We start from the raw sequence: 24731 nt of genomic DNA on the forward strand, positions 1-24731 counted from the left end.
GCCCCGCCCGGGCGGGGCCTCTCCCCCCGCGCGGGCCCCGCTTCGCACGAGGAACCCTCAGCCGGTGGCACCCGGCAGGTCGCAGACCGCGAGGCCCCGTTCCCAGATGCTGCCGAGGATCAGTCGGCCCTCGGACTCACAGGCGCTGGTCACCATCCGGAACCGGGCCCTGCGGCTCTCCAGGTGGTGGACGACGGTGCCGTCGTCGTCGACCGCGAGGACACCCGTGGTGCCCGGGGGCCGGAACGGCGCCCGTACGGCGATCCGGGCGGCGGCGCGCCGGACGGCCGGGCCCCGGCGGTGCAGGAGTTCCAGGGCGCCGACACGGGGGCCCGCGAGGGCGACCCAGATCGGTCCGTCCGGGGCGCGCCACAGGTTGTCGGGCTGGCCGGGGAGGTCGTCGGCGAAGGTCTCCGACTGGCCGGCCCGCGGCCCCGTGAGCCAGTAGCGGACGAGACGGAACCGGCCGGTCTCCGCGAGGACGAGGAACGACTCGTCGGCCGAGGCGGCGAGGCCGTTGGCGAACTGCAGCCCCTCCAGGAGCACTTCGGGTTCGCTCTGCCCCGGTGCGAGCCGCAGCAGACAGCCGGTCCCGGTGTGCTCGACGAGGTCGCCGATCCACTGGCCGAGCGGGTAACTCCGGCTGGAGACGGTGAAGTACACCGTGCCGTCGGAGAGGGCGACGACATTGCTGCAGAAGCGCAGCGGGGCTCCGGCGGCCCGGTCGGCGAGGACGCGGACCACACCGTCCTCGAGCCCGATCCGCAGCAGTCCGCGTTCGGCGTCGCACACCAACAGGGCGTTGTCCGGGAGGAGTTCGAGGCCGAGCGGTCTGCCGCCCGTCTCGGCGACCACACGGACGCCGGTACGGTCGGGGTCGCCGAGACCCTCGACCCGTACGATGCGGCCGTCCTCCAGACCGGCCAGCACCCCGCCGCGGGAGTCGGCCACCACGTCCTCGGGGCCGCGGCCGCCGAGCGGCACCGTGCGCCGGGGCGTGAGGGCCGTGGGCGCCGCCGTTCCGGACCCGTCAACCACGCGTCCACCAGCCCTTCTCGAAGTAATGGCTCACCTCGGCGATACGGTACTCGTCGCGGCGGTAGTACGTTCGCCGCCCCACCTTCTTGGCGCGCAGCAGGCCGATGCCGGTGAGCAGGTCGAGATGCGTGCGCGCCACGGCCCGGCTGACCCCGAGTTTGACGGCGAGGACCTCGGGGCTGACACCGTCCTCGCGAAGATCGGCGCGACGCTGCGGCGGGAAGTGCGCGGCGGGATCGCGCAACCACTCCAGGATGTCGAGCCGTTGCCCGCCGGCGGGCCCCTTCAGCATCGCGTCCCCCTCCGTCGTGACGGTCTCCCGCCACTGTCCCGCAGCCGGGGGCGGCACGCACGGGCTTCGGGCGACCGTGGCCGGAGCAGGACGGCACGGAGGGGGCGCGGGGCCCGGCCGCACCGGCGGCCGGACCCCTCAGGCCTCAGCGGTGACCGAAGACGGACATGGCCGGAAGCGCCTTGTCGTCGAAGCCGAACAGGGCCTGGTTCTCCCACCCGTTGCCGGAGGTGGCGTCGGCCGGGTCCCAGCCGTTGCCGGTGACCGCCGTCCAGGTGGCCTCCCAGTAGAAGACACCGAGACCGCGGCCGTTCGGAACGGCCTCCACGATGTTCATCACGTCACGCAGCCAGTTGGACTGTCCGGTGGTGGTGGCCGGGTAGCCGGAGACCAGTTCACCGGTCGTGTCGATCTGGTTCACGAGCGCGTCGTCGCTGTCCAGACGGAAGGGGTAGGCCGTCTCGGCGACGAACACCGGCTTGGCGTAGCGGGAGGCCGCGTCGTCCAGGGTGGTCTGGAAGTCGTAGAGCGAGCCGTGCCAGTAGCCGTAGTAGGACAGGCCGATGGCGTCGAACTTCACGCCGTTGGCGAGGGCGGTGTCGAACCACCAGCGGGTGCCGGTGAGGTCGCCGCCCTTGGCGAGGTGCAGGGCCACGACGGTGGAGGAGCTGACCGCCTTGGCCGCGTCGTAACCGGAGTTGAGCAGCCCGGCGAGCTGCGCGAAGTTGTCCGTGGAGCCCTCGGACCAGAGCATGCCGCCGTTGATCTCGTTGCCGATCTGGACCATGTCGGCCGTGGTGCCCTGCGACTTGAGGGCGTTCAGGACGTCGTAGGTGTGGTTGTAGACGTCCGTCTTCAGCTGGCTGTACGTGTGTCCGGCCCAGGCCGCCGGCTTGGTCTGGGTGCCCGGGTCGGCCCAGGTGTCGGAGTAGTGGAAGTCGACCAGGAGCTTCATGCCCTGCGCCTTGATGCGCTTGGCCATCGCGAGGACGCGGGCCTTGTTGTTGTAGCCGTCGGCCGGGTTGACCCAGACCTTGAGGCGCGCGTAGTTCATCCCGGCGGACTTCAGGATGGCGAGCGCGTCCCCGGTGGTGCCGGAACTGGTCTTGTAGACACCGCCGTAGGCCTCGCTCTTGGCGAGGGAGGAGATGTCGGAGCCCTTGACGGACACTCCGGTGGTGCCGGAGGTGAACGTCAGGTCGTCGACGTTGATCCAGTTCCCCGCGTTGGCGTCGGAGTAGACGCTGATCGTGCACTGGTTGCTCGTCACGGAGACGGGCACGACGAGGTGGATCCATCCGCTGGTGGACACCGGCAGGTCGGTGCGCTGCTCGGTGCCTCCGCAGTTCTTCAGCGCGAGGTAGGCGGAGTTCTGCCCGCCGCCCGAGCGCACCCACGCGGTGAGCTTGTAGTTCCCGTTGGTCAGTCCGGAAAGGTACTGGTAGGTCTCCACCTTGTAGGCGGAGGCGGAGTAGTGGGTGAGGCGGTAACTCCCGCCGTGGCCACCGGCCTCGACGTACGAGGCGCCTGTGTCGCCGTACTCCGACCAGCCGCTGGGCACGGCGGCGCCGGTCCCGTCGGTCTCGAAGCCGGCGTTGGTCAGGGTGCTCGCCGCGTGCGCGGTTCCCGCGGGGAGAGCGGCCAGGGCGAGCCCCGCGACGAGCGGCAGCAGCAGGGCCCTGAGTGTGCGTCTGGGATGGAACATCTTCGTCCTTCGTCCCTTCGACGTGGTGGGGAGAGGTGCCCCCGGGGGATCCGGGGTGGATCGGGGGGATCCGGGGGCGAACCCCTCCGCCCGCGGCTTCACGGCTCGCACGGACGGAGGGGGGTCTGATCACCGCCGAGTGCGCGGACTCGGAGGCGGTTCAAGGGCCGGACCGGCCGACGGCGGCAGGACCGGTCGTACTCGGCCCGGAACCGGGCGGGCCGGTGCGCGGGCCCCTCTCTTCGGCGGGCCCATCTGCCAAGGGGGCCCCGGCAACCCGGTCGAATGCCCTACGCCACCGGCCGGTTGTCCGGGCGCCGGCGCGGAACCCTGGTGCGGCCGAACCCGGTCGAGCAGCACGGTGAAGCCGCCCGCACGGTTCACGACCGGCACGGTGAAGCCGCCCACACGGCTCACGACCGGCACGGCGGAGCCCCCGGCACGGCCCATGGCCGGCTCACAGGGCACCGGCGGGCCCATGACGTGCGGGCCCGCGGGGGCCACTCCCCCTGAGGCCCACGGCCTGTCACGCGTCCAGGCGTACGACCCGTACCGTGCCCGCCGGTACCGCGAGCCGGCCGGCGGCGCGTTCGCCGGTCAGAAGCTCGGTGCCGTGGGCCTCCAGCGGCACCTTCGCGTCCGACGCGGTGTGGTTGACCGCGAAGACGTAGGTGCCCGACTCGCCGGTGCGGCGCACCACTTCGACGTCGCGCGGCACATCGGCGCGCGGGGCGATGCGCGCGTCGTCGAAGACCTGGCCCACCAGGGCGTCCAGGCCCTCGGCGGCCAGGCGGGTGGACACGTACCAGGCCGAGCCCGCGCCGGTGCGGTGCCGGGTGACGGCCGGGTGTCCGGCGGCGAGCCCGTCCGCGTACGTCCACACGGTCTCCGCGCCGCGCGGGACGACGAACTCGGTCCACACGTCGCCGGTGAGCTCGGGGCCGTCGGGCCCGGTGACCCGAACCTGCTCCCCCTGGAGCAGGGGCGAGAACTCCTCGACGGTCAGGCCCAGTACGTCCCGCAGGGCGCCGGGGTGCGGTCCCTCGTGGACGGCGTCGTGTTCGTCGACGATGCCGGAGAAGTAGGAGACGAGGAGGGTGCCCCCGCGCTCCACGTACTCCTTCAGGTTGTCCGCCGCGGCCTCGGTCATCAGGTACAGGGCGGGGACGACGACGAGGGGATAGGCCGACAAGTCGGCTTCCGGGTGCGCGAAGTCGACGGTGAGGTGGCGGTCGTAGAGCGCCTCGTAGAAGGCGTCGGCGCGCTCACGGGCGTCGTGGTCCTCGCTGGGCCGCCACTGCAGGCTCTGCGCCCACCAGGAGTGCCAGTCCCACAGCATCGCCACGTCGGCGACGGTCCTGGTCCCCTTGAGGGAGCTCAACGAGTCCACGGCGGCGCCGAGTTCGACGACCTCGCGCCACACGCGGGAGTCCGTTCCGGCGTGCGGCAGCATCGAGGAGTGGAACTTCTCGGCGCCGCTGCGGGACTGGCGCCACTGGAAGAACATGGCGCCTTCGGAGCCGCGGGCCACGTGGGCGAGGGAGTTGCGGGCCATCTGGCCGGGCGCCTTGGCGGGGTTGCGGGGCTGCCAGTTCACGCCCGAGGTGGAGTGTTCGAGAAGCAGCCAGGGGGCGCCGCCCGCGACCGAGCGGGTGAGGTCGGCGGCCATCGCGAGGTTCACGTGGGTCCGGCGCCCGTCGGTCATCAGGTAGTGGTCGTTGGTGACCAGGTCGACCTCGCGGCCCCAGGACCAGTAGTCGACGGAGTCGCACTGGCTGAGGGCGGTCATGAAGTTGGTGGTGACGGGGACGCCCGGCGCGAGGCGGTGGAGGATGTCCCGCTCCGCGGTGAAGTTCTCCCGCATGGTCGCGTCGGCGAACCGCTTGTAGTCCAGCGCCTGTGCCGGATTGCCGACGGTGGGGGTGGTGCGCGGCGGGTCGACCTGGTCGAAGGAGGTGTAGTGCTGGCCCCAGAAGGCCGTCCCCCAGGCCTTGTTGAGCTCGTCGACACCTCCGTAGGTGCCGGCCAGCCAGCGGCGGAAGTGGGCCGAGCAGGAGTCGCAGTAGCAGGCCGAGACCGGGACCCCGTACTCGTTGTGGACGTGCCACAGGGCGAGGGCGGGATGGCCTGCGTACCGGGTCGCGAGCCGGGTGGTGATGGAGGCCGCGGCGGCGCGGTAGTGGGCGTTGCTGTGGCAGATCGCGCCGCGTGAGCCGAAGGCGTAGCGGGTGCCGTCGGCGGCGACCGGCAGCGCGTCGGGGTGCTCGCGGTAGAACCAGGCGGGCGGCGCGACGGTGGGGGTGCCCAGGTCCGCGCGGATGCCGTTCTCGTGCAGCAGGTCCAGGACCCGGTCGAGCCAGCCGAACTCGTAGGTGCCCCGGGCCGGTTCGAGCAGGGCCCAGGAGAAGATCCCGACGCTCACCATCGTGACCCCGGCCTCCCGCATCAGCCGGACATCCTCGGGCCAGACGCTTTCCGGCCACTGCTCGGGGTTGTAGTCCCCACCGAAGGCGAGCCCGGTGAGGCCCTTGGGGTTGGTCTCCGGCATGGATCTCTCCCATGTAATCGATCATTTGGGAACGTGCACACACAGCGTCAGCGGCGTGAGCCCAACATAACCGCACAGCAACAACCATTGACAAGTGTCCGGGATGTTTCTCTACTGTGAACGCTCACAGAAGCACGGCAAGTGAGCCGGAGGGGCGCTCAGGTGTCGACCGACGAGCGCGCGAGGGCCCGGAACCCGTCACACGCCCACGGTCCCGGTACCGGCCGGCGCACCCCGCACAACGAACCGCGCAAGAACAGGGCAGGCCTTCCGCAGCAGGCGGGGGCCCAGGTCAGGGGAGTACGTTCCATGCCCATCACGAAGCACAGCCGCCTCGTGGCCAGCACCATCGCCGTCGTCCTCGGCGCCACCTCGCTCGTCGCCTGCGGCTCGTCCGACGACGACAAGAGCGCATCCTCGTCCGGACCCGCGACACTGACGTTCTGGACCTGGGCGCCGGGCATGGACAAGGTCGTCGACCTCTGGAACAAGGGGCCGGGCAAGCAGCAGCAGATCACCGTCGAGGTGAAGAAGCAGGCCTCGGGCGACTCGCTCATCACCAAGATCCTCACCGCGCACAAGGCGAAGAAGGCACCCGACCTGGTCCAGGCCGAGTACCAGGCACTTCCGACGCTGGTCAGCAATGACGCGCTCGCCGACATAGCCACCGAGTCGAAGGACGCCAAGTCCAAGTTCGCCGAGGGCGTGTGGCAGCAGACGACGCTCGGGACGGACGCGGTGTACGCGATCCCGCAGGACATCGGCCCGATGATGTTCTACTACCGCGCGGACCTCTTCAAGAAGTACGGCCTGGCCGTCCCCACGACCTGGGAGCAGTTCGCCGAGACCGCCCGCGCGCTGAAGAAGAAGGCGCCCGACAAGGCCCTGACCACCTTCTCCGCCAACGACTCCGGCCTGTTCGCGGGTCTCGCGCAGCAGGCGGGCGCCAAGTGGTGGACCTCCTCCGGCGACAAGTGGAAGGTCGGCATCGACGACGCGGCCACCCGCAAGGTCGCCGACTTCTGGGGCGGGCTCGTCAAGGAGGGCGCGATCGACAACCAGCCGATGTACCAGCCGGCCTGGAACAAGGCGCTGAACACCGGCAAGGAGATCGCCTGGGTCAGCGCGGTGTGGGCACCGGGCACCCTGACCACGGCCGCCCCGCAGACCAAGGGCAAGTGGGCGATGGCCCCGCTGCCGCAGTGGTCGGCGGGCGAGAACGTCACCGGCAGCTGGGGCGGCTCCTCGACCGCCGTCACCACGGACTCCCCGCACAAGGCCGCCGCCGCGAAGTTCGCGGCCTGGCTGAACACGGACCCGCAGGCGGTGGCCGCGCTGGCCAAGGAGAGCGGCATCTACCCGGCCTCCACGAGCGCGCAGACCAGCGACGCGTTCGCCCAGCCGCCGGCCTTCTTCTCCAACCAGTCCGACTTCTACACCAAGGCCTCCGAGATCGCGAAGACGACCGCGCCCTCCGCCTGGGGTCCGAACGTGAACGTCGCCTACACGTCCTTCAACGACGCGTTCGGCGCCGCCGCCAAGAACAAGTCGGACTTCGGCGCCGCCCTGAAGACCATGCAGGACGCCACCGTCGCCGACCTGAAGAAGCAGGGCTTCGGGGTCGCTCAGTGACCAGCGCACGCCGGAAGCCGTACGGGGTCAAGGGGGCCCCGTACGGTTTCCTCCTCCCCGCCGCGGTCCTCTTCGTCCTCTTCTTCGCGCTGCCCATCGGCTACGCGGTCTGGCTGAGCCTGCACAAGGTCCAGGTCAAGGGGCTCGGCCTCGGCGCCGGCGCCCGCCAGGAGGTGTGGGCCGGGCTCCGGAACTACACCGACGCCCTGACCGACAGCGAACTGGTCGACGGCGCGCTGCGCGTGGCCGGGTACGGGGCCATCGTGGTGCCGGTCATGCTCGGCCTCGCGCTGGTCTTCGCGCTCATGCTCGACACGGAGAAGGTCCGTCTGGCGCCCGTCACCCGGCTCGCGATCTTCCTGCCGTACGCGATCCCCGGTGTGGTGGCCGCGCTGCTGTGGGGCTTCCTCTACCTCCCGGACGTCAGCCCCTTCTTCTACGTCCTCGACAAACTGGGCCTGCCTCAGCCGGACCTGCTGGACGGCGGCCCCCTCTATCTCGCCCTGTCGAACATCGCGGTCTGGGGCGGCACCGGCTTCAACATGATCGTCATCTACACCTCGCTCCAGGCCATCCCGGCCGAGGTCCGCGAGGCGGCGAAGCTGGACGGCGCCACCCCGCTGCAGACGGCCCTGCGGATCAAGATCCCGATGGTGGCGCCCTCGCTGGTGCTCACCTTCTTCTTCTCGATCATCGCCACGCTCCAGGTGTTCAGCGAGCCGACCACCCTCAAGCCGCTCACCAACTCCGTCTCCACGACCTGGAGTCCGCTGATGAAGGTCTACCGGGACGCGTTCAACACCGGTGACATCTACGCGGCCGCCGCCGAGGCAGTGATCATCGCCGTGGCGACCCTGGTCCTGTCCTTCGGTTTCCTGCGCGCCGCCAACTCCCGTACCAAGCAGGAGGAAGCACGATGAGTTCTCTTGCCGTCCGCAAGGCCGCCCCGGCCGCGGGCACGACCCCCGGCACCGCCCAGGGACCGCCCCAGGGCAGCCGGATCGCCCTGGTCCCGACCCTGACGCTGCTGCTCGGCGCGCTCTACTGCCTGCTGCCCGTGGCCTGGGTGGCGATCGCGGCCACCAAGTCGGGCCGCGAACTGTTCTCGACGTTCACCTTCCTGCCCGGCACCGGGTTCACCCAGAACATCCGGGACCTCGCCGCCTACCGCGAGGGCATCTACTGGAAGTGGATGGGCAACTCCGCCCTCTACGCCGGTCTGGGCGCGCTGTTGTCGACGGGTGTCTCGGCGATCAGCGGCTACGCCCTCGCGGTCTACCGCTTCCGGGGCCGGGAGACCATCTTCAGCATCCTCATGGCGGGCGTGCTGATGCCCCCGGTGATCCTCGCGATCCCGCAGTACCTGCTCCTGGCCAAGGCGGACCTGACGGATTCCTACGCGTCCGTGCTGCTGCCGCTCGTCCTGTCCCCGTACGGCGTCTACCTCGCCCGGATCTACGCCGCCGCGGCCGTCCCCGGTGACGTGGTCGAGGCCGGCCGGATGGACGGGGCCGGCGAGTGGCGGATCTTCACCCGGGTCGCGCTGCCCATGATGGTGCCGGGACTGGTGACGGTGTTCCTGTTCCAGTTCGTCGCCGTCTGGAACAACTTCCTGCTCCCCTACATCATGCTGAGCGACGACGAGAAGTTCCCGATCACCCTCGGGCTCTACACGCTCCTGGAACAGGGATCCAACACCCCGGCCCTGTACACCCTGGTCATCACCGGCGCCCTGCTGGCGATCGTCCCGCTCATCGCGCTGTTCCTGGTCATCCAGCGCTTCTGGAGCCTCGACCTGCTGTCAGGAGCCGTAAAGTCGTGACCATGGGCAACACGGGGGGCCGGCGCAAGCCGCCGACGATCCACGACGTGGCGCGTGAGGCGGGTGTCTCGCGGGGCACCGTCTCGCGCGTCCTCAACGGCGGCCACTATGTGAGCCCCGCGGCACAGGAGGCGGTCAACGCCGCCATCCGCAGGACGGGGTACGTCGTGAACCGGCACGCCCGTTCGCTGATCACCGGGCGGTCGGACTCGGTCGGCTTCCTGCTGACCGAGCCGCAGGAGCGGTTCTTCGAGGACCCGAACTTCAACGTCCTGCTGCGCGGCTGCACCCAGGCGCTCGCGGCGCACGACGTCCCTCTCCTGCTGATGCTCGCCGGCACCCAGGACGAACGCCGCCGCATCACCCGGTACATCACGGCCGGCCATGTCGACGGGGTGCTGCTGGTCTCCAGCCACTCCGGCGATCCGGTCGCCGAGGAACTGCGCGAGGCGGGGGTCCCGCTCGTCGCGTGCGGCAAGCCCATCGGCCTCGGGTCCAAGGTGAGTTACGTGGCCGCGGACGACCGGGACGGCGCGCGGGACATGGTCACGCATCTGCTCTCCCTCGGGCGGCGCCGGATCGGCATGGTGACCGGACCGCTGGACACCCCCGGCGGTGTCGAGCGTCTGGCGGGGTATCGCGAGGTGCTCGCCGAGGCGGGCGTCGAGGCCGACGACTCCCTCGTCGTCTCCGGCGACTACAGCCGGGCCAGCGGGGAGGCGGGGGCCGAGCGGCTCCTGGAGCGCGCCCCGGACATGGACGCCGTGTTCGTCGCCTCGGACCTGATGGCCCAGGGCGTGCTGAGCGCGCTGCGCAAGGCGGGCCGCCGGGTGCCCGAGGACGTCGCGGTCGGCGGCTTCGACGACTCCCCCGCCGCCACGGCCGCCACCCCGGCCCTCACCACCATCCGCCAGCCCTGGGACCGCATCAGCTCCGAGATGGTCCGGGTGCTGCTGGCCCAGATCGGCGGCGAGGATCCGGCGGCGGTGATCCTGCCGACGGAGCTGGTGCGCCGCGAGTCCACCTGAGGACCGTGTGCGCCGGTACCGGGGGCGGGCCCTCGGTACCGGCGCGCGCACCGGTCAGGATTCGAGAAGCCGTGGCGGCCGGACCCGGCTTAGCGTGGGGGGACCGCCGGAACTCCGGCGGACGAGAGCAGGCCGACACGGCCGCACGCACAGCGCACAGGAGTCGAGATGACCGCCGGAGTCAAGACCATCATCTACCCCGTCAAGGACATCGAGAAGGCGAAGGCCCTGTTCACCCAGTTGCTCGGGGTGGAGCCCTATGTGGACGAGCCGTACTACGTCGGTTTCAAGGACGCGGGCCAGGATGTCGGCCTCGACCCGAACGGCCACGCCAAGGGACTGACCGGACCGGTGCCCTTCTGGCACGTCGACGACATCAAGGCCACCCTTGCGGCCCTCATCGCCGCGGGCGCGGAGACGCTCCAGGAGCTCCAGGACGTCGGCAACGGCAGGCAGGTCGCCTCGGTGAAGGACGCGGAGGGCAACCTGTACGGGCTCATCGAGGACCCCACCACCTGAGGGCTCCCACAACTGGATGCGGGCGCACTAATTGCACACTCAACTAGTGGCCGGATCTCTGTTACCGTTCATATATGGCAACGACGACGCCCGCTTCCCGCCTGGAGGACCAGTGGCGGGACATCCTCGCGGTGCACGCGCGCACGATGTGCGAGATCGACCGCGCGCTGCATCCGCACGGCCTGGGGGCCAGTGACTTCGAGGTCCTGGACATCCTGGTCGCGGAGACCGTGACGGAGCCCGGCGAGCACTGCCGGGTGCAGAACATCGCCGACCGCGTCCATCTGAGCCAGAGCGCCCTGTCCCGGCTCATCGGCCGGCTGGAGAAGGACGGCCTGGTGGAGCGCACGGTCTGCCAGGAGGACCGCCGCGGGGTCTGGGTCGCGCTGACCCCCAAGGGGCGCGCGCTGCACGCCGAGGTGCTCCCCCTCCAGCGGTCCGTGCTCGCCCGTATGCTCCAGGGCTGATCCCCGCTCCGGGCCTGCGTCAGAGCCGCAGTTCGGTGCCGTCCGACGGGATCCCGACGCCGGCCCCGGTCACCGACGCGTAGGCGTCCGTGGCCGGGTCGAGCAACGGGTTCCCGCTGTCGAAGTGGGTGTAGACGACGCGCGGGCGCGGGTGCCGCGCCAGGGCGGCCAGGCTGCCGTCCGGTCCGAGGACCGGCAGGTGCCACGAGGTCCTCCGTCCACGCGGCCCCCGTACCGAGCCGTCCGCCGCGCCGGCCGCGCAGAGTGTGCCGTCGAGCACGACGCAGGTCGCCCCGGCCAGCAGGTCGTCCAGCGCGGGGGTCCACTCGCCCAGACCGGGCGCGTACACGAGCACGCCGCCGCTGGCCAGGTCCTCGACGCGGTACGCCGTCACCCAGCGGTCGTCGGCGGCCCCGGGGAGGTATCCGGGGGCTCTGGAGCCGAGCGCGTGGGCACTGACGACCAGTCCCCCGGCCAGCACGAACCCGCCCTCGGCGAAGCTGTCCGCCCACATCCACGGGGCATGGCGTTCGAGCAGGGGGCGCAGCGGGGAGAGCGCGGAGAGGACCGGTGGCGCGGCGTAGACCTTGAGTCCCGGGACGCCGTACAGCCCGGTCAGGCCCATCACGTGATGGGCCTCGGCGTCCGTGAGGAGGGCGCCGCGCACGGGTGTGCCCCCGAGTCCGGGAGTGAGCGCGGGGGTGGCGTTCAGCTGCGTACGGATGTCGGGTGAGGCGTTGAGCAGCCACCAGTCGCGCCCGTTGCCGCTGACGGCGGCGCACTCCTGGGTGCGGGCGGCCAGTCTTCCGTCACGGGCGGCCGAGCACTGCGCGCAGGCGCAGTTCCATCGGGGGAAGCCGCCACCGGCGGCGGTACCCAGCAGGACGACTCTCAAGGGAACCCCACTCCTCGGCGGCGGCCTTCCAGGGATCTTCCTTCCCTTCCGGAACGGCCGGCCCACCCGCGGGCAAGGAGCGGATCCGGACATCCTGCGCCACGGGCCGGCCCCGCGGGCTCCGGGCCCGGCCGGCCCCGCGGGGCCGCTTCTAGCGCACCAGCAGCGTGCGGACGCCCTCGGAGGTGAGGGTCAGCCCGTGCGGCGAGGCGGCGTCGATGATGAGGTCCAGATCGCCGGGGGGCCACTGGGAGGCGAGCGCGGCGAGGGGCACGAGCCGGTAGCGGGAGACGGAGGGCAGCAGCTCGGCCAGTTCCATCTCCGAGGTGAACACCGGAACCACCTGGCCGCCCTCGGGATCGTCCAGGACGGGCAGCGCCACGGCGTGGGGGTCGGCCATGTCCTCGTCCGAGGCGTCGTCCGGCACGGGCACGAGGACGTCGCTCCCGGCGAGGGTGTCCAGCGCCTCGGCGTCCTCGGTGTTCACGACGAGGGTGTCCAGCGCCTGCTGGGCGGGCGTCGCCGCGGGGGCGGCCGGGTGGTTGTTGTTCAAAGGCGTGTCCATGGTGAATTCCCGGTTCGTGGCGGGCGGCGGGCACCCGGGACTCACTCGCTCCCGGGCGGGTCGACGGTCACGTACCCAACGCTCACCGGGCCATTCATACGGTCGCGCGCCGGATGCGCCGACGGGGCACGCGACGCGGACACTGATGGGGCACCCGGGCCCGTGGCGCGCAGGCCGGATGGAGTGCGGTGAACGCGGCGACCGCACGGTCGTGCCCGGGCATGGGGCGCCCGGGCACGACCGCGGTGATCGCCGCCTTCGTGGCTGTCCGCGGGCCGCGGACTACTTCAGGTACGGGCCGGCGGTGCCGATCCTGCCGGGACCGTTGAGGACGTACACCCGCAGGTTGCCCTTGCCGGGCGCGGCCACGGACAGCGTGCCGCCGGTGACCGTCTTGACGTCACCGGTGACGGCGTCCGTGTAGGTGCCGTTCGGGATGCCGGTGAACGTGGCGTCGCCGGTGACCGTGACGAGGGCGAAGCTGTCGGTCGACCCGCTGGTGTAGCGGCGCTTGAAGGCCATCGAACCGCTGATGCCGTCGGTCGAGTACTGGCCCGACTGCAGGGCCGGGATCGCCCGGCGGATCTGGTTGAGCCGCTGGAGGTGCTTGACCAGCGGCTGCGCGAGGGTCGTGGCGACCTCGCCGCTCGCGGAGTCGGCCTTGCCGAACTCGGAGGCCGTGACGCTCCCGGCGAGATGGTCGCCGTAGTACGCGCGTCCCGTGGTCGCCAGCGGGCAGGTCGGCCCGCAGTCGATCTGCTTGCCCGCCTGGAACTCGATCTCCGATCCGTAGTAGAGCGTGGGGATGCCGCGGAAGGTCCACATCAGGGACATGTTCTCGGCCCAGGCGTCGGTGCCGCCGCTGTAGCGGGTGCTCGACTTGTTGGGGCCGTAGTCGTGACTGTCGACGTAGACGACGTTGTACGTGGCGTCGTTGACGGAGTCGTCGGAGTCCTTGCCGTTGCTGTAGGCGTTCTGCGCGTCGCCGAAGTTCATGTGCATGCGCATGTCGATGATGTTCATCCCGGAGAACTGGCTGCGGTCCGGGGTGTGGTAGCTGTTGCCGTTCAGGAAGGCGTTGGTGGAGGTGGGCTGGTTGCCGGTGCCGAGCTGCTCCTCGTAGTTGTACTGCTCGATGGAGGCGGTCTCGTCGTCGGCGCTGTACTCCTTGCGTTCCTTCCAGGTGAAGAACTGCGCGGAGTGGTTCACCGAGCCGCGGTTCCACTTGTCGTTGACGAACGCGCCGACCTCGCCGAACACGAAGAAGTTCTTCGCGGCGTCGGTGCCGAACCGCTGGGTGACCCGGTCGTAGATGGCGGGGAGGAAGCGGCGGTTCCAGGTGACGCGCGGGATGTGGACGGCCGTGTCGATACGGAACCCGTCGATGCCCATGTCGATGTACTTGTCGTAGGCGCCGATCAAGTAGTTCTGGACGGTGGCGTTCTCGGTGTTGAAGTCGGCCAGGTCCTCGTGCAGCCAGCAGGAACGGGAGTCCTCGCCCTCCCAGTTGCCGATCCAGCACTGGTGGTAGTACGCCTTGGGGAACATGCCCGACGTGGGGCTCGGCCACTGGCAGTTGTAGAGGGTGTAGCCCTCGGCGCTCTTGCCGCCGGTGGGCTTGCCCCAGTTGACGCAGGTGTTGCCGGTGGGTTCGGCGGTCGACCACAGGTCGCCGTTGTAGTACGACTTCCCGGACTTGGGCTCCACGGTCAGGCCGTCGTACTCGAAGCCGTCGTTCTTCTCGTCGTAGTACCAGCTCCACTGGGAGTCGCGCACGCCGTAGACCGTGGGGGTGAACAGGCCCTTGGCACCCCAGCGGGAGCTGTGGTTGTAGACGACGTCCTGGTAGATCTTCATGCCCTTGGCGTGGGCCGCGTTGATCAGGTCCTGGTAGGAGGCGCCGGCCGACTCCAGGCGCGGGTCGACCTTGTAGAAGTCGTAGCCGTGATAGCCGTGGTAGTCGTAGTCCGAGCGGTTGAGGACGACCGGGGTGATCCAGACGGCGGAGAAGCCGAGCGCCTTGATGTAGTCGAGCTTGTCGACCAGGCCTTTGAAGTCGCCACGGAACATGGGGTCGTTGTTGGCGGCGTTGCCCGACTTGACGTCCTGGCTCCCGCCGCGGTTGTTGGAGCTGTCACCGTCGTAGAAGCGTGCGGTCAGGACGAAGTAGATGGGGTCCTTGCGCGGGTCGGTGCCGAGCGGTGTCCCCGCGGCCGGCTCGGGAGCCTTCTCCCCCGTCGTGACGGTGGCCGCGGCGGAGGCGGACGAGGTGTTCCCGGCCGCGTCGACGGCCTTCACCGTGTAGGTGTAGCCGGTCTTCTCCTCGAGTCCCGTGTCGGAGTACACCGTCGAGCCGACGTCGGTGACGACCGTGCCCTTCGTACCGCCCGTCCGCGTGAGCTGGTACTTCGTCACGGCGGTGTCGTCGGTCGCCGGGTTCCAGCTCACCACCACCGAGGTGTTGGTCGCGGTCGCGGTGACCCCGGTGGGTGCGGTGGGCGCCTGGGTGTCGGGCGTCTGGGCCGCGCAGGGGTCCTTGGCGTCGGCGGTGACGGTCCGGTCCTTCACCGTGGAGGTGCCGGTCGCGATCGTGTAGTCGGCGCTGTTGTTGTTGTCCCAGACGCCGTTGCCGTTGTTGAAGGCGGCCTTGAGGGAGGTCGCCGTGCCGATGTCGAGGGTCTTCTTCCACCAGCCGGTGCAGGCGCTTTCCATGCCGAGGCCGGGGACCGTCGTCCAGGAGCCGCCCGTGGGCGCGTAGTGGATGTTGGCCGTGGTCCAGCCCGACGTGGCGGTCGAGTAGTAGACGGTGGCCTGGTTGCCGGTGCCGGTACCGGTGTCGGCGCACGGGTCGCTGTGGGCGATCACCCCGTCCTTGACGGTGATGGTGCCGGTGCCCAGCGCGTAGTTGTTGCCGCCGTTGTTGTCCCAGGTTCCGCTGCCGTTGTTGAAGGTGGCCTGCAGCCCTGTGGCGGAGCCGAGGTCGACGGTCTTCTTCACCCAGTCCGTGCAGGCGGCCTCCATCTGCACGCCCGGAACGGTGGTCCAGGAGCCGCCGTCCGGGGCGTAGTGCAGATAGGTGGCCGGCCAGTTCTTGGTCTTCGTGTAGTAGAAGACGGTCGCCGTCGTGGAGGTGGCGGCGGTGGTCTCCATGGGGACGGCACCGGTGTCCGGCGGGGTCAGTCCGAACAGTGCGGTCACCGCCAGGAGCGCCACCAGGGCTCTCAGCGGTGGGCGTTGACGTCTGCGGCTCATGGTGCGGCTCCAATGGGGGTGCGGGGAGGGGGAGTTGGCTTGCAAGAAGAACCGGCAAATTCCTGAAAGCACTTGCAGCCCGGGAAGCTACAGGTACATGACACCGACGTAAAGAGATGTGACAACGGCCGCTCCACAAGGGGCCCCGGGTCCGGTGAAGGTCAAGAAAGCCCCGGGTACGGGCAATCCCTCCGACACCCGGTGAGAAGCTGTGCCCGTCCCGGCGTATGCAAGGCGGAAGGGCTTCCGCAGCCACGCCCTTCCCCGACCGGAGGTAGTACGAGCGTGACCATCACCGAGGAAGCCCCGCCACCGGTCCGACGGCGGGACGAGGACGAGCAGCCGGGCCGGCAGGGCTGGAACTTCAACTCCCCGCTCGCCCTGACCATGCTCCTGCTGCTGGTCGTCGCGTCGCAGGGGCCGATCCGCGGGGCGCTGGCCGCACCGGTGATGCAGAGCTGGATGACCGTGTTCGTCGCGGTCGTGCTCCAGGCGCTGCCCTTCCTCGTCCTCGGCGTGCTGCTGTCCGCGGTCATCGCGGTGTTCGTCCCGCCGTCCTTCTTCGCCCGCGCGCTGCCGAAGCGGCCGGCGCTCGCGGTACCGGTCGCCGGCATGGCCGGGGCGATCCTGCCCGGCTGCGAATGCGCCTCCGTACCGGTCGCCGGGGCGCTGGTGCGCCGCGGCGTCACCCCCGCCGCGGCCCTGGCGTTCCTGCTGTCCGCCCCGGCGATCAACCCGATCGTGCTGACCGCCACCGCGGTCGCCTTCCCCCGGAACCCCGAGATGGTTCTCGCCCGCTTCGTGGCGAGTCTCCTGGTGGCCTGCGCGATGGGCTGGCTCTGGCAGCGCCTTGGCCGCACCGACTGGCTGCGACCGCCGGCCCGGCACGAGCACGAGGGCCTCGGCAGGGTGGCGGCGTTCTGGGAGTCGGTGCGGCACGACGTGATGCACGCGGGCGGATTCCTCGTGCTCGGCGCGATGGCCGCGGCCACCCTCAAGTCGGTCGTCCCCGCGAGCTGGCTGCACGCCGCGGCCGGAAATCCGGTCGTGTCCGTCCTGGCCCTCGCGATCCTGGCCGTCCTGCTGTCGATCTGCTCCGAGGCCGACGCGTTCGTGGTCGCGTCGCTGACCCAGTTCTCGCTCACCGCGCGCCTGACGTTCCTCGTCGTCGGCCCGATGATCGACCTGAAACTCTTCGCCATGCAGGTCGGTACGTTCGGCCGCGGCTTCGCGACCCGCTTCGCACCCGCCACCTTCGCCCTGGCGATCACCCTGTCCGTACTGACCGGGGCGGTGCTCCTGTGAACCGGCAGGCCCAGGCGGCCATTCTGTTCCTCATCGGCGCGGCCGTGCTGCACGCGAGCGTCACGGATCTCTATCTGCGGTACGTCAAGGCCGGGTTGCGGCCCCTGCTGCTCGCGGCGGGCGTCGTCCTCATCGCCGCGGCTCTCGCCACGCTCTGGTACGAGATACGCGAGCACCGGGCGTCTGCCGGTCGGGCCGCCGCCGGGGCCCGCACCGGACGCGGCCCCTCGGACGGGGACGGGGCCGCGGGCGCGGCGGCGGGCGTGGACGCGCCCGGAAAGGCGGACGCGGCCTCGGTCGCAGTCGCGAAGTCGGACGCGGGCGCCGGCACCGGTGGGCCCGCGTCCGCGGAGGCCCACGCGGAGCCGAGCAGTTCCCTGGACGGCCCCGGACAGGGGCACAACGGCAAGCACGGGCATGACCACCGGCCCGGCGCCGATATCGATCACGGGCCCGACCGTGAGCGCGGCCACGGGCACGACGCCGAGCACGACCACGGGCCTGAGCACGGGCACACGCCCGGCGGCGAGCACGGGCACCGTGAGCCGTGGGTCTCGTGGCTCCTGGTCCTCCCGCTGCTCGCGCTCATCCTGGTCGCGCCGCCCGCCCTCGGCTCCTACAGCGCGATGCGCACCGGTACGACGCTCCAGAAGCCCTTCGGCTACGCCAAGCTGCCCACCGGCGACCCGGTCGCCCTCGGCCTGGTCGACTACGCGAGCAGGGCGGCGTACGACCACGGCCACACGCTCGGCGGCCGCCGGGTCAAGGTGGTCGGCTTCGTCGCGCTCGACCGCTCCGGCGCCCCGTATCTCGTGCGCATGGCCCTCAACTGCTGCGCCGCCGACGCCCAGCCGGTCAAGATCGGCCTGTCCGGGCGGATCCCGCCCGTCCTGCGGCCCGACACCTGGCTGGAGGTCACCGGCCGCTACAGCGCCAGGCGGACCGAGGACCCGGTCAACGGAGGTGTCATCCCGTACCTCGCGGTGGACACGGCCAAGCCGGTGCCGACGCCGCACGATCCGTACGACGAGAGCTGGAACAACTGAGCCGGACGCGGCGGGGCGGGTCGACCGCGGCCCGCCCCGGGCTCAGGCCCCGCGGTCCGGGAGATAGCTCGCGAGGCCCCGCAGGATGATCTCCAGGCCGATGTCGAACCGCTCGTCGGAGGACTCGGTCACCATCGATCCCGACAGGGCCCGCAGATGGGGGAAGTCCCCCTCGGGCAGGGACGCGAAGTAGTTCTGCATCTCGTCGGCCATCTCCCGCCAGTCGGGGCGGGCCAGCGTGCCGCCGGCCTGCTCGGCGGCCCGGTCCTGCCACATGCCCTCCTCCAGGACGAATCCGTCGATGTAGGTGGAGATGAGGTCGCCGGCCTCGGCGGCGATGCGGTCGGGCAGTCCGGCGGTACGGAAGATGGCGAGCAACGCCTCGACGTACGGCAGCAGTTCGGCGGTGAAGGGGACGTGCGCCATGGAGATCCTGGCCATGTCGCGGTGTGACAGCAGGATCCGGCGCCAGGAGCGCGCGTAGTCCCGCACCTGCTCCTGCCAGCGCTCCGGGTCGGGTTCGGGCAGCGTGAAGCTGGCGAACTGCCGCGTGTACATCAGCTCCAGGAGGTCGTCCTTGGAGCGGACGTAGGCGTAGAGGGCGGAGACCGCGACGTCCAGCTCGGACGCCACCTGACGCATCGACAGCTTGTCCAGGCCGGACCGGTCGAGCACGACGAAGGCCGCCTCGACGATGCGCTCGCGCGACAGCGGCTCGCGCGCCGGGGTGACACGGGCCCGGGCGGGACGCTCACGCTCCCAGGGGGACGGCGGGGGTGTTTCGGGGGTGCCGGCGGCCGCGTCGCTCATGGGCCCAGTGTAGGCACCCGGAGAGCAGTGTTCTCTCCGGGTGAGCGGCGTTCACCCGGCAGAAACGCGATATATCTTGTCCCCGTCCTGGAGTTGCGCTATATCTTAATGAACGCCGTTCTCTTGATGAGCACTGTTCTGTTAAGGTGAACGGCGTTCACCGGCGTCTGGCCTTCTGCTTCTCCCCCGTGACGGCAAGCCGGGCAGTCACATCCATCCGCCCCACCGCGCTCCGGTCGTGTCCCGGCGCGGCCTCTTCACGAGGAGTTTCCGATGTCCACCACCGGTGTCGCGTCCGCCGAGACGCCCATCGACTCACCAGCGCCCTACCGGTGGCGCTGGGCTGCGCTGTTCGTGATCCTCGCGGCCGAGGTGATGGACCTCCTCGACGCCGTCGTCACGAACATCGCCGGCCCCTCCATGCGGGCCGACCTCGGCGGCGGCGCGTCCACGCTGCAGTGGCTCGCCGCCGCCTACACCCTCTCGATGGCCGTCGGGCTCGTCACCGGCGGACGGCTCGGGGACATTCACGGGCGCCGCACGATGTTCCTGGTCGGAGCCGCCGGCTTCACCCTCGGTTCGCTGCTGTGCGCGGTGTCCGTGTCCCCCGGGATGCTGATCGGCGCGCGGGTCGTCCAGGGTCTGTTCGGCGCGGTCATGCTGCCGCAGGGCCTCGGCATGATCAAGGAGATGTTCCCGCCGAAGGAGTCGCAGAAGGCCTTCGGCATGTTCGGCCCGGTCATGGGTCTGTCCGCGGTGTGCGGCCCGATCCTGGCGGGCTGGCTGGTGGACGCCGACTACTTCGGCACCGGCTGGCGCATGATCTTCCTGATCAACCTGCCGCTCGGCGCCGCCGCGATCCTCGGTGCCGTGCGCTACCTGCCGCGGGGCCGCTCGGAGACCAAGCCGCGTCTCGACATCCCCGGCATGATCCTGGTCTCCCTGGCCGCCCTCCTGATCATCTTCCCGCTCGTCCAGGGCCGTGAGTACGACTGGCCCGTGTGGACGTTCGTGATGATGGGCGCCTCGGTGGTCGTCTTCGTCGGCTTCGCCCTGTACGAGTCGCGCCGCAGCCGGGACGGGCGGGACCCGCTGGTCGTCCCGAGCCTCTTCCGCAAGCGCGGCTTCAGCGGCGGCATGATCCTCGGCCTGGTCTTCTTCTCGACCATGCAGGGCTTCATGCTCGTCTTCAACCTCTACACCCAGATCGGCCTCGGATACTCCCCGCTCAAGGCGGGCCTGGTGATGGTGCCCTGGTCGGGTGGCATGATCGTCGGCTTCGGCGTGGCCCAGGGCGTCGTCAAGTTCGGCCGGACCGTGCTCCAGGCGGGCGCCGTGGTCATGGCGCTCGGTGTCTTCGGCGTGTGGCTGACCCTCGACCAGGTGGGATCCGGCGTCGGCCCCTGGCAGCTCCTTCCGTCGCTGCTCGTCACGGGCATCGGCATGGGTCTGCTCATGGCCCCGTTCTTCGACATCGTGCTGGCCAGCGTGGAGCAGCACGAGACCGGTTCCGCGTCCGGCACGATGACCGCGGTGCAGCAGCTCGGCGGCGCCTTCGGCGTGGCCATCCTCGGCACGATGTTCTTCGGCCTGCTGGGCGGCGGGATCTCCACCGCCGTCGACCACCGCTCGGACCACCTGCGCTCGCAGCTGTCGGCCGCGCACGTGGCGCCCGACGCCCAGGACCGGATCGTGGCGGGTCTGCGCACCTGCACCTCCGACCGCGCCACCGCCAAGGACCCGGCCGCGACTCCGGCGTCCTGCGCCCGCCTGGAGAAGGAGACCCGCTCCGCGGTGACCTCGCCCGAGGCCGGCGCGCGGATACCGGCCGCCCTGCAGGAGACCGCGACGTCGGCGTTCCGCAGCGGGTTCGGCTCCGTCATGCAGACGCTGCTCTGGGTCGTCGACGGGATGCTGGTGCTGACGTTCCTGCTGGCGTTCCTGCTGCCGCGGCACGCCCGGCCGGAGGAGTCGGCGGGGCACTGAGCACGGGGTTCAGGTCCCACGTCCCGGTCCGGCTTCCGGTCTCTTCTCGACCGCGACTTCCGGTTCGGGTTCGGCCTCGGCTGCGGCTGCGGGGGACGGCCGGGCATCTCTCTTCGGAGGTGCCCGGCCGTCCCCTTTCCCGTACGACGCTCACTGCGTGCGGGCACCCGGTGCGGGCCGGAGTCCCGGAACGCGATGCCGGGCGACACCCCGGGGTGCACCCCGGACCGTTCGTGACGCGGCAGGGCGCGTACGGTGCAGGCGGGTGACCAGGCGCCCGGGACACCGCCACGCCGGCCCCGCCCCGCCGACCCCCGCCCAGCCCTTCGTACCGCCCGGCACACCCCACCGGCACCCGCACCACCCTTCGTACCGCCCCGCCCCGGAAGGACGAGCCCCGTGCTCACGTCGTACGCAGCCCACTTCGACACACCCGCCGGGTACCTGGACTTCGCACGGTTCGGCCCGCCGTCCCGGGACGCCGTGGCCGCCACAGCGCGCGCCCTGGAGGAGTCGGCCCGGGCCGATCACACGACCGTGGACGGCCTGATGCGGGCGGAGACCGTCGCCCGGGACACGGCAGCGCGCCTCGCGGGCAGCGACGGACGGCACACGGTGCTGCTCCCCAACGCCTCCACCGGCCTGTTCCACGCCGCCCTCGGCATCCGGGAGGGCGTGGTCCTCACCCCGAGCACCGACTTCCCGGCCAACCACTATCCGTGGCGCCGCACCGCCGACCTGGGCCGGGCCACACCCCGCTGGCTCGACCCGGCGCCGGGCGAGGGGGTCACCCCAGACCTGGTCCGTGCCGCGCTGACCGACGACGTCGTGGCCGTGTCCGTCAGTGCCGTGGACTTCCGCACCGGATTCCGTGTGGACCTGGCGGCGCTGCGCGAGGCGATCGGACCGGACCGGCTGCTGATCGTGGACGCGATCCAGGCGTTCGGCGTGGCCGCGATGGACTGGGCCGCAGCCGACGTGGTCGTGGCGGGCGGCCAGAAGTGGCTGCGCGCGGGCTGGGCGACCGGTTGCGCGGTCCTGTCCGACCGCGCCCTGGAGTCCCTGGAACCGGTTCTCACCGGCTGGACGGGTGTCGAGGACGTCGGTGTCTTCGACGGCGTGGAACACCCGCCGTCCCCGGACGCGCGGCGGTGGTCGATCACCAACCTCAGCCCGGTGACGGCGGCCGCGTTCGCCGCCGCGCTGGAGCTCGTGGAACAGCACTCCGTCGCCGCGATCGAGGCGGCCGTGGCCGAGCGGATCACCGAACTCACCGAGGTCGTGGTGGCCCACGGCGGCCGTGTCCTCTCCCCCGCCGACCCGGCCCGCCGCGCGGGCATCCTGTCCTTCACCCTGCCCGACCGGGACCCGGCCGTCGTGGCGAAGGCCCTGCACGCCGAGGGAGTGACCCCGACGGTACGCGCCGACTCCCTCCGCTTCTCCCCGCACGCCTCGACCCCGCCGGAGGCCGCGGAGCGGGTCGCGGCAGCGCTGTCGTCCCTGAGGAACTGAATCGACGTCACGCACGATGCTCGGCAGTCGCGTCAAGGACTGCCGCGGACGGCTCGTCGGGTGCATCATGATCCGATGAATGCCTGGCTGAGCACCCGGAACACCTGGCTGCTGACAGCCCTCTTGTGGGGCGTCACGCTGGCCGGTGCCCTCCTGGGGATCGTGTTCGACCGGGCCGTCGTCGAACACGCCCCGCTGAGGCCTTTCGCCTCGGACCTCCCCATGACCGTGGGCGGCACCTTCCTCGTCGCCGTCGCGGGCGCCGGAGGCCTGCGCCGTGGACGACGGCGGCGGGACCGACGCGGTTCGGCCGACGCGTCGGGCTCTGCGCACGACTGACCGGGCCCGGCCGCAGGGGCCCCGTGCCGGTCCGTCGCGAAGGTCACCAGACCTGGACTTTCCACAGGAACGTGTGATCATCTCCTCCCATGTGGGGGTTCGAACGCCGTTCGGCGCAGGGTGTGTTGTCCGCCGCCGTGGTCGCGGGTCTCGCCACGGTCATGGCACTGACCGGCTGCGACGTGACGCCCCTGCCGGTCGGTGACCCCGATCCGGGGCACCGGCGGCTCGAGGCGATCCACCCGGTGCTGTCCGTGGTGCCGCCGGGCGCACACGTCACGCTGAAGCAGAGCGTCGAACCGCGCTGGGACTCGTGCGACGGCATCAAGTCGACCTACGGCTGGGACGACGCGACCGTCGCCGTCGACTTCATCGGAGGCGGGTCCGCGCCCGAGGTGGCCGCACACATCCGGGTCGCCATGCGGGATCTGGGGTGGACCATCGACCAAGACTCGCTCGACCAGGGCGAGTTCACGTGGCACAAGAAGCTGGACCACGGCGCCCGGGCCTCTGCCGTCCTGATCGGCGGACCCGGTTCCGAGCCGCCCGGCTGGAGCCTGCAGGCGACGGCACCGCCCGCCACCCACCCCTCCAAGGGCTGCTGAACCGTCAGAACCCTCACCGTTATTCGCAGATGCCGGCCTGCTCGTGACGGTACGTTGACCGGATGCGTCTGACCAAGTACGGCCATGCCTGTGTCCGCATCGAGGACGGGGATCGCGTGCTCGTGATCGACCCGGGCACCTTCTCGGAGACGGAAGCCCTGTCGGGTGCCGACGCCGTGCTCATCACCCACGAGCACGCGGACCACATCGACGTGGACAAGCTGGACGCGGCCCGGAAGAGCGTCCCCGGGCTGACCGTCCACACCCATCCCGCCCTGGCCGCGGCCCTCGGCCGGGGCACGACCGCCGTCGCACCGGGAGAGACCTTCACCGCGGCCGGGTTCACCGTGCAGGCCGTCGGAGGCGAGCACGCCGAGATCATCGACGGTCTGCCCGGCTGCCCCAACATCGGCTTCGTCGTCGAGGGCGTCTACCACCCCGGGGACTCCCTGTTCGTCCCCGACCAACCGGTCCACACCCTGCTCGTCCCGGCCTCCGGCCCCTGGCTGAAGCTGCGCGAGGCGATCGAGTTCGTCCGCGCCGTACGACCGGCCCGTGCCTTCCCCATCCACGACATCAACCTCAGCGACATCGGCAAGGAGAACTTCGACGGATGGCTCGAGGAGGAACCCGGGACGGAGTACGCCCGCATCCCGCTGGGGGGATCGGTCGACCTCTAGTGCTGTGACCGCACAGGTAGGTTCGCCGGGTTGGTGCTCATCATCCTCGCGTCGGCAGGGCGAGAAGGGCATGCGCCGGAGCGGACGCCCCCTCGCCGCAGCCTGACCCCGTGAGGGATCGTGCCGTGTCCGGATGGGGAGTTCAGACAGCGGCCAGGCTCTTCGCCAGGACCCGCTCCCTGCCAACGCCATCGGGCAGAAGATCGCCGGGCTCACCCGTGTCCGTGAAACCGTGCCGCTCATAGAGCGCGGTCGCCTTGCGGTTGTCCGGCATGACGGACAACCGCAGCGTCATGGCACCGCGCCCCGCCGCCCACCGCTCGACCTCCTGGATCAGGTGGTCACCCACGCCCTGGCCCCGGGCCGTGGGGTTGACCCACATCGAGATCAACTCCACGTTCTCTGCTCCCTCGTCCGGCACTCCGCTGGCCATGCCCACCGGAAGGCCGTCGAGGAGCGCGACGAGATCGTGCGCGCCCGGAATCGACAGACGGGCACGCCAGCGTTCCTCGCGGTCTCCGGGGCCCTGCCACTGGGCCAGCGTCGATCCGAACGCGTAGGGCGCCTCAGCAAGCGCGGCCAGTCGCAACTCCCGCCAGAGGGGCCAGTCGTCTGATTCCACAGTGCGTAGTTCGAGCATGATCCAGACCCTGCCCGCCCGCCGGGGCGGGCGGCAAGTTGATTA

At 70.9% G+C, this 24731-nt stretch carries 21 protein-coding genes and 2 pseudogenes; 14 read left to right on the top strand and 9 right to left on the bottom strand.

Translation table 11 applies throughout. The features are described 5' to 3' along the window. Positions 1-57: 57 nt before the first annotated feature. The 4 genes from IO36_RS03630 to IO36_RS03645 form a co-directional block, all read right to left on the bottom strand. Positions 58-1038 carry an SMP-30/gluconolactonase/LRE family protein gene (locus tag IO36_RS03630; RefSeq protein WP_037615932.1) on the bottom strand — a complete coding sequence of 327 codons (981 nt, stop codon included), beginning with the start codon at positions 1036-1038 and terminating at the stop codon, positions 58-60. Further along, complete coding sequence (locus tag IO36_RS03635) at positions 1031-1330, bottom strand: ArsR/SmtB family transcription factor (protein WP_037615934.1); 300 nt, start codon at positions 1328-1330, stop codon at positions 1031-1033. Before IO36_RS03635 ends, IO36_RS03630 begins: the two co-directional genes overlap by 8 nt. A gap of 145 nt (positions 1331-1475) precedes the next feature. Beyond that, a complete protein-coding gene (locus tag IO36_RS03640; RefSeq protein ID WP_037615937.1) occupies positions 1476-3035 on the bottom strand; it encodes a glycosyl hydrolase 53 family protein in 1560 nt (519 codons plus the stop codon). 526 nt (positions 3036-3561) lie between these two features. Next, positions 3562-5583 (bottom strand): beta-galactosidase, encoded by a 2022-nt coding sequence (locus IO36_RS03645; protein WP_037615939.1) that lies wholly within the window; start codon positions 5581-5583, stop codon positions 3562-3564. A 309-nt stretch (positions 5584-5892) separates the two neighbouring features. On the opposite strand from IO36_RS03645, the gene IO36_RS03650 reads away from it, so the two are divergent. The 6 genes from IO36_RS03650 (at position 5893) to IO36_RS03675 (ending at position 11051) form a co-directional block, all read left to right on the top strand. Beyond that, the gene (locus IO36_RS03650) at positions 5893-7215 is read left to right on the top strand and encodes an extracellular solute-binding protein (RefSeq protein ID WP_037615941.1); all 1323 of its coding nucleotides are present in this window, start codon (positions 5893-5895) and stop codon (positions 7213-7215) included. Further along, positions 7212-8135 (top strand): carbohydrate ABC transporter permease, encoded by a 924-nt coding sequence (locus IO36_RS03655; protein ID WP_037615943.1) that lies wholly within the window; start codon positions 7212-7214, stop codon positions 8133-8135. Before IO36_RS03650 ends, IO36_RS03655 begins: the two co-directional genes overlap by 4 nt. Then, positions 8132-9037, top strand: coding sequence for a carbohydrate ABC transporter permease (locus IO36_RS03660; protein WP_037615945.1), 906 nt, complete (start codon positions 8132-8134; stop codon positions 9035-9037). Before IO36_RS03655 ends, IO36_RS03660 begins: the two co-directional genes overlap by 4 nt. Then, a complete protein-coding gene (locus IO36_RS03665; protein ID WP_037615948.1) occupies positions 9034-10065 on the top strand; it encodes a LacI family DNA-binding transcriptional regulator in 1032 nt (343 codons plus the stop codon). The genes IO36_RS03660 and IO36_RS03665 overlap by 4 nt, the downstream gene beginning before the upstream one ends. A 168-nt stretch (positions 10066-10233) precedes the next feature. Continuing rightward, the gene (locus IO36_RS03670; RefSeq protein WP_037615950.1) at positions 10234-10584 is read left to right on the top strand and encodes a VOC family protein; all 351 of its coding nucleotides are present in this window, start codon (positions 10234-10236) and stop codon (positions 10582-10584) included. 74 nt (positions 10585-10658) lie between these two features. Beyond that, positions 10659-11051 carry a MarR family winged helix-turn-helix transcriptional regulator gene (locus IO36_RS03675; RefSeq protein ID WP_037615953.1) on the top strand — a complete coding sequence of 131 codons (393 nt, stop codon included), beginning with the start codon at positions 10659-10661 and terminating at the stop codon, positions 11049-11051. 19 nt (positions 11052-11070) lie between these two features. Here the strand turns inward: IO36_RS03675 and pqqB are convergent, their stop codons facing one another. From pqqB to IO36_RS03690, 3 genes are all read right to left on the bottom strand, one after another. Beyond that, positions 11071-11946 (bottom strand): pyrroloquinoline quinone biosynthesis protein PqqB, encoded by an 876-nt coding sequence (gene pqqB, locus IO36_RS03680; RefSeq protein WP_037615957.1) that lies wholly within the window; start codon positions 11944-11946, stop codon positions 11071-11073. A gap of 151 nt (positions 11947-12097) precedes the next feature. Continuing rightward, the gene (locus IO36_RS03685) at positions 12098-12511 is read right to left on the bottom strand and encodes an SseB family protein (RefSeq protein ID WP_037615959.1); all 414 of its coding nucleotides are present in this window, start codon (positions 12509-12511) and stop codon (positions 12098-12100) included. Positions 12512-12793: 282 nt separating this feature from the next. Continuing rightward, positions 12794-15763, bottom strand: coding sequence for a carbohydrate binding domain-containing protein (locus IO36_RS03690; protein WP_037615961.1), 2970 nt, complete (start codon positions 15761-15763; stop codon positions 12794-12796). A 285-nt stretch (positions 15764-16048) separates the two neighbouring features. Here IO36_RS03690 and IO36_RS03695 point away from each other — a divergent pair, with 285 nt between their 5' ends. The 3 genes and pseudogenes from IO36_RS03695 to IO36_RS45715 all read left to right on the top strand — a co-directional run. Continuing rightward, the gene (locus IO36_RS03695; RefSeq protein WP_037615964.1) at positions 16049-17068 is read left to right on the top strand and encodes a permease; all 1020 of its coding nucleotides are present in this window, start codon (positions 16049-16051) and stop codon (positions 17066-17068) included. Next, positions 17065-17238, top strand: a pseudogene (locus IO36_RS45705) (TIGR03943 family putative permease subunit); the annotation flags it as partial. The gene IO36_RS03695 and the pseudogene IO36_RS45705, both read left to right, overlap by 4 nt. A 318-nt stretch (positions 17239-17556) precedes the next feature. Beyond that, a pseudogene (locus tag IO36_RS45715) lies at positions 17557-18114 on the top strand (TIGR03943 family putative permease subunit); the annotation flags it as partial. 42 nt (positions 18115-18156) lie between these two features. On the opposite strand, the gene IO36_RS03705 reads toward IO36_RS45715, so the two are convergent. After that, a complete protein-coding gene (locus IO36_RS03705; RefSeq protein ID WP_037615968.1) occupies positions 18157-18924 on the bottom strand; it encodes a TetR/AcrR family transcriptional regulator in 768 nt (255 codons plus the stop codon). Between the two features lie 273 nt (positions 18925-19197). On the opposite strand from IO36_RS03705, the gene IO36_RS03710 reads away from it, so the two are divergent. From IO36_RS03710 to IO36_RS03730, 5 genes are all read left to right on the top strand, one after another. Further along, positions 19198-20910: an MFS transporter gene (locus tag IO36_RS03710; protein ID WP_037615970.1), complete on the top strand. Its 1713-nt coding sequence runs from the start codon at positions 19198-19200 to the stop codon at positions 20908-20910. Positions 20911-21309: 399 nt separating this feature from the next. Continuing rightward, positions 21310-22422 (top strand): aminotransferase class V-fold PLP-dependent enzyme, encoded by a 1113-nt coding sequence (locus tag IO36_RS03715; RefSeq protein ID WP_037615972.1) that lies wholly within the window; start codon positions 21310-21312, stop codon positions 22420-22422. 75 nt (positions 22423-22497) lie between these two features. After that, positions 22498-22761, top strand: coding sequence for a hypothetical protein (locus tag IO36_RS03720; RefSeq protein WP_037615974.1), 264 nt, complete (start codon positions 22498-22500; stop codon positions 22759-22761). A gap of 89 nt (positions 22762-22850) precedes the next feature. Further along, a complete protein-coding gene (locus IO36_RS46645) occupies positions 22851-23366 on the top strand; it encodes a hypothetical protein (RefSeq protein ID WP_037615976.1) in 516 nt (171 codons plus the stop codon). 62 nt (positions 23367-23428) lie between these two features. Further along, positions 23429-24046, top strand: coding sequence for an MBL fold metallo-hydrolase (locus IO36_RS03730; RefSeq protein WP_037615978.1), 618 nt, complete (start codon positions 23429-23431; stop codon positions 24044-24046). 142 nt (positions 24047-24188) lie between these two features. On the opposite strand, the gene IO36_RS03735 is transcribed toward IO36_RS03730, so the two are convergent. Next, positions 24189-24686, bottom strand: a complete 498-nt coding sequence (locus IO36_RS03735) for a GNAT family N-acetyltransferase (protein ID WP_037615980.1) — start codon at positions 24684-24686, stop codon at positions 24189-24191. Between the last annotated feature and the right edge of the window lie 45 nt (positions 24687-24731).

The organism is Streptomyces aureus (assembly GCF_000725495.1).
In the GTDB taxonomy this organism is placed as follows: domain Bacteria; phylum Actinomycetota; class Actinomycetes; order Streptomycetales; family Streptomycetaceae; genus Streptomyces; species Streptomyces aureus_B.

Coding starts and splice junctions, on each gene's coding strand:
- IO36_RS03645 (WP_037615939.1), bottom strand. CDS start 5,583: ATGCCGGAGACCAACCCCAAGGGCCTCACCGGGCTCGCCTTCGGTGGG.
- IO36_RS03730 (WP_037615978.1), top strand. CDS start 23,429: ATGCGTCTGACCAAGTACGGCCATGCCTGTGTCCGCATCGAGGACGGG.
- IO36_RS03660 (WP_037615945.1), top strand. CDS start 8,132: ATGAGTTCTCTTGCCGTCCGCAAGGCCGCCCCGGCCGCGGGCACGACC.
- IO36_RS03640 (WP_037615937.1), bottom strand. CDS start 3,035: ATGTTCCATCCCAGACGCACACTCAGGGCCCTGCTGCTGCCGCTCGTC.
- IO36_RS03635 (WP_037615934.1), bottom strand. CDS start 1,330: ATGCTGAAGGGGCCCGCCGGCGGGCAACGGCTCGACATCCTGGAGTGG.
- IO36_RS46645 (WP_037615976.1), top strand. CDS start 22,851: ATGTGGGGGTTCGAACGCCGTTCGGCGCAGGGTGTGTTGTCCGCCGCC.
- IO36_RS03670 (WP_037615950.1), top strand. CDS start 10,234: ATGACCGCCGGAGTCAAGACCATCATCTACCCCGTCAAGGACATCGAG.
- IO36_RS03675 (WP_037615953.1), top strand. CDS start 10,659: ATGGCAACGACGACGCCCGCTTCCCGCCTGGAGGACCAGTGGCGGGAC.
- IO36_RS03735 (WP_037615980.1), bottom strand. CDS start 24,686: ATGCTCGAACTACGCACTGTGGAATCAGACGACTGGCCCCTCTGGCGG.
- IO36_RS03685 (WP_037615959.1), bottom strand. CDS start 12,511: ATGGACACGCCTTTGAACAACAACCACCCGGCCGCCCCCGCGGCGACG.
- IO36_RS03705 (WP_037615968.1), bottom strand. CDS start 18,924: ATGAGCGACGCGGCCGCCGGCACCCCCGAAACACCCCCGCCGTCCCCC.
- IO36_RS03710 (WP_037615970.1), top strand. CDS start 19,198: ATGTCCACCACCGGTGTCGCGTCCGCCGAGACGCCCATCGACTCACCA.
- IO36_RS03720 (WP_037615974.1), top strand. CDS start 22,498: ATGAATGCCTGGCTGAGCACCCGGAACACCTGGCTGCTGACAGCCCTC.
- IO36_RS03650 (WP_037615941.1), top strand. CDS start 5,893: ATGCCCATCACGAAGCACAGCCGCCTCGTGGCCAGCACCATCGCCGTC.
- IO36_RS03690 (WP_037615961.1), bottom strand. CDS start 15,763: ATGAGCCGCAGACGTCAACGCCCACCGCTGAGAGCCCTGGTGGCGCTC.